Raw genomic sequence first — 4032 nt, forward strand, 5'->3', positions numbered from 1 at the left:
GTCCCGTCGGCGGCACGCCCCCGCCACCACCACTCACGCCGCTCACGCCGCTCCCACCTCTCCCGTGTCGACCGAACGCGCGGTGTCTTCTCCCGGCTCCGCTCCTGCGGGCCCGGCTTCCGCCGGCCCGGGAGGGGCGGACCCCGGACGGGCGGGCCCGGGCTCCGGACGGGGGTCGAGAAGCAGCCGCAGCACCGGCAGCACGGCCGCCGCGCGCCGCTCGTCGAGCGCCGCCGGGTAGCCCGGCAGCACCGGCGTGGCACCGCCCGCCTCCGGCGCCCGCACCGCGCCACCCCGGCGGACCAGCTCCGCGAGGTTCCGCCGCACGCCCGCGTCGAACCCGGAGAACGTCCGCCGCAGCAACGGCAGCACCGACGTGAACTCCTCACCGGGAACCCGCCGCAGCCAGTCGTCCACAAGCGCCAGCAGCCGCTCGTCGTACAGCAGGAGCAGCCCGCCGCCCGACAGGAACCCCTCCACCCACGCGGCGGCGTCCGCCGGCGGCGCGCCGCGCGAGAGTTCCCCGGCCATCAGCCGCTCGACAGCCGAGCGGCCGAGCGCGCCGTCGTCCAGCAGCATGCGGGCGGCTCGGCCCCGCAGCAGCGGGGCCACGCGGCGGCGCGTGGCGAGCGTGCGCAGCACCGCGCGCCAACGAGCGGCCAACGGCTCCCCGCCCGGGGCGTCCGACAGCATGGTGACGGCCCGCTGGACCATGTCGAGGTGCGCGCGGACCTCCGCCGCCGCGTCGGCGTCCAGCCCGACGCACGCGGCCGGCAGGCCCACGCACACCCGCTCGGCCATGCCCTCCGCGACCCGGCGCAACGCACCCGAGTCCGTGCCGCGCACATCGCCGTAGCGGACGGCCCGGACCAGCGCGGGCAGCGCCCCGGCGAGCTGCCCCACGTCGGCGGAGAGCGCCGCGCGGTCCGCGAGCGCCCGCAGCACCTCCGGCAGCGCGTCGTCCAGACCGGCCAGCAGTGCCCGTTCGGCCAGCACCGTCACCTCGGGCAGCCGCCCGCTCCCGGCCGCCTCGGCGGCCAACCGGGCCGAGGCCGCCGCGACCACCGTCGTCCCCCACACCCCGGCCTCGGCCAGCCGCACCGACAGCTCCGGTTCCCAGCGCAGCCGCCAGCTCTCCCGGAACGTTCCCGTACTTCCCGACCGCCCCTCCGCCGGCTCGCCCCAGTCGACGCCGAGGACCCGCAGTCGGTGGAGCAGCCTGCTGCGGTCGCCGTCGACCGGCTTGCGCAGGTCGAGGTCGAGCAGCCGCTCGGCCGCCTCCGGCCGCAGCCGCAGCGAACGTTGGAGCGCGGCCAGGTCCCGTTGGAGCGGTACCGCCGGCGCGGCGGCCGGCACCTCGCCCAACTCGTCGCCGATGATCAGCCGCTCCCTGATGAGCGCGAGCGGCACGTCGGACCCCTCGCACATCACGGACCGCACCGCGTCCAGCGTCTCGGTCAGCCCGGCGAGCGGGCGCCCGCGCAACGCGGCCAGCATCTCCGCCAGCCGTACGGCCTCGATCACGTGGGCCGAGGAGACCGGATGGTCCTCCTCCCGCAGCAGCCGGGCCACCCGGGTCAGCCACCGCTCGACGGGCCGGTCGGGGGCGGCGAAGAGATGGCCGTACCAGCCAGGCGAGGCGATGCCCGCGCCGTAGCCGCCGCCGGGCCGGGGCTGCGGGCCGCCGCCGGGCCGCCGGGTGAGCCGGCGGTGCGTCCACGGCACCCAGGTGATCTCGGTGCGCACCCGGGGCAGCCCGCTGAGTCGGCGGCGGTCGTCCGTGACGCGGTGGCGGGCGCGCAGCGCCGGCACGTGCCAGGCGCCGCAGACAACCGCGACACCGTCGTCCCCGAACTCCCGACGGGCCTCCCGCAGCCGCAGACGCATGTGCGCCTCCCGTGCCGCCTCGCGGCCGTCCGGCTCTCCGTACGGCTCCCGGAGCGCCGTCATGACCTCCTCCAGCACGTCGAAGGCGGCCGGCGCGCCGCCGTCCGGGCCGGTGCCGTCTGCTGGGCCGCCCAACGGGCCGCCGCCGCGATGCTCGACCACGTCCTCCCACCACCGCTCCGGGTCGTCCTGCCCGGCGGCGTGCGCCAGCGCGGCGAGCGGGTCCAGCCGCGGATCGGGCAGCTCCCCGCCGCCGCACCCGTCGGCACCTGTGGGATCCGGTCCCGGCGGCGAAGGCTCCTCCCCCGACTGCGGGTTCTCCTCCGACCGCTCCTGGAGAGCCAGGGTGTGCGCGGCGGGCAGATCGATGAAGCGGACCGGCACGGCCCTCTCCAGCGCCCAGCGGATCGCCACCCACTCCGGGGAGAACTCCGCCATCGGCCAGAACGCCGCCGTGCCCGGCCGGTCGACGGCGTGCGCCAGCAGCGCCACCGGAGGCCGGATCGCCGGGTCCGCGGCCAGCTCGACCACCGTGTCCGCCTCCGGCGGCCCCTCGACGAGCAGCACCTTCGGCCGGTGGGCCGTGAGCGCGGCGCGGACCGCGCGGGCGGAGCCCGGCCCGTGGTGCCGGACGCCGAGCAGCAGCGGACCGGCCCTCACGCCGCCGCCTCCCGGCAGGCCCGGTAGAAGTCCTTCCAGCCCTCCCGCTCCCGGACGACCGTCTCCAGGTACTCCTGCCACACGACGGAGTCCGCCGCCTGGTCGCGAACAACCGCGCCGACCACGCCGGCCGCCACGTCGTCGGCGCGCAGCACACCGTCGCCGAAGTGCGCGGCGAGCGCCAGCCCGCCCGTGACGACGGATATCAGCTCCGCCGTCGACAGCGTCCCCGAAGGGGACTTGAGCTTGGTGCGGCCGTCCTCGGTGGCGCCGGCCCGCAGCTCGCGGAAGACCGTGACGACCCGGCGTATCTCCGCGACGCCGTCCGGCAGCGGCGGCAGGTCGAGCGAGCGGCCCAGCTGCGCGACGCGCCGCGCGACGATCTCCACCTCGGCCTCCGCCGTGGCCGGCAGCGGCAGCACCACCGTGTTGAAGCGGCGGCGCAGGGCGCTGGACAGCTCGTTCACCCCGCGATCCCGGTCGTTGGCCGTGGCGACGATGTTGAAGCCGCGCACCGCCTGCACCTCCTGCCCCAGCTCGGGCACCGGCAGCGTCTTCTCCGAGAGGATCGTGATGAGGGAGTCCTGGACGTCCGCCGGCATCCGGGTCAGCTCCTCGACCCGGGCTGTCAGGCCCTCCGACATGGCACGCATCACCGGGCTGGGCACCAGCGCCTCCCGGCTGGGCCCCGCCGTCAGCAGCCGGGCGTAGTTCCAGCCGTACCGCACGGCCTCCTCCGCCGTGCCCGCCGTGCCCTGGACAAGCAGCGTGGAGTCCCCGCTGACGGCCGCCGCCAGATGCTCCGAGACCCACGTCTTCGCCGTGCCGGGCACACCGAGCAGCAGCAGCGCGCGGTCGGTGGCCAGCGTGCTCACCGCGACCTCGACGACCCGGCGCGGGCCCACGTACTTGGGCGATATCACCGTGCCGTCCGGCAGCGTGCCACCGAGCAGGTAGCACGAGACCGCCCACGGCGACATCCGCCAGCGCGGCGGGCGGGGCCTGTCGTCGGCGGCCTCCAACGCCCGCAGCTCCTCGGCGAAGGCCTCCTCGGCATGGGGTCGCAGCGCGGTCGGGGCGCTGTCGGCAGTGGTCATGAGTCCCCCTCGTACGGCGGGTGTCACCGATGTGCGCGGGCCCTGCGACGGCCCGTTCGGGCTCGTGTTCGACCCGGTTCCCCCACTGTGCACCCCGCCACTGACAATCCCCTCCGACCTGCGGAAGCACCGCCCTGCGCGGCCCCGGGACGGAGCTGAGCCGACGTCACCGGACGTCCCCGGAAGCGGCCTTGGCCTCCTGCTCGCCCGCCGTTGTTGTCAGTGGCGGCCGCTAGCTTCGGTGACATGACGGGACAGCAGATCCGCTGGGAGGCGGAACGGGTCTTGGCGCTGGCCCCCGACGCCGCCTCACGGAAGGCGGGCGAGGGTCTGGCGGCGGCCGACCGCTGGTCGGACACGGGATGGCGGGGGGACACGCTGTGGGGGC

General features: G+C 76.7%; 2 protein-coding genes and 1 pseudogene. 1 reads left to right on the forward strand and 2 read right to left on the reverse strand.

The features are described 5' to 3' along the window. Positions 1-42 precede the first annotated feature (42 nt). Together GL263_RS22895 and GL263_RS22900 are read right to left on the reverse strand one after the other, a co-directional pair. Entirely contained in the window at positions 43-2586 is a 2544-nt protein-coding gene (locus tag GL263_RS22895) for a DUF5682 family protein (RefSeq protein ID WP_228456758.1), read from the reverse strand. Continuing rightward, positions 2544-3644, reverse strand: coding sequence for an ATP-binding protein (locus GL263_RS22900; protein WP_182857644.1), 1101 nt, complete (start codon positions 3642-3644; stop codon positions 2544-2546). The genes GL263_RS22895 and GL263_RS22900 overlap by 43 nt, the downstream gene beginning before the upstream one ends. 246 nt (positions 3645-3890) lie before the next feature. Here GL263_RS22900 and GL263_RS29305 point away from each other — a divergent pair. Further along, positions 3891-4032: pseudogene (locus GL263_RS29305) on the forward strand (SWIM zinc finger family protein); the annotation flags it as partial.

Origin of the sequence: Streptomyces durbertensis (assembly GCF_014156695.1) — a bacterium.
Taxonomy (GTDB): Bacteria; Actinomycetota; Actinomycetes; order Streptomycetales; family Streptomycetaceae; genus Streptomyces; species Streptomyces durbertensis.

Excerpts from the sequence above, each read along its gene's own strand:
- GL263_RS22900 (WP_182857644.1), bottom strand. The coding sequence starts at position 3,644 with ATGACCACTGCCGACAGCGCCCCGACCGCGCTGCGACCCCATGCCGAG.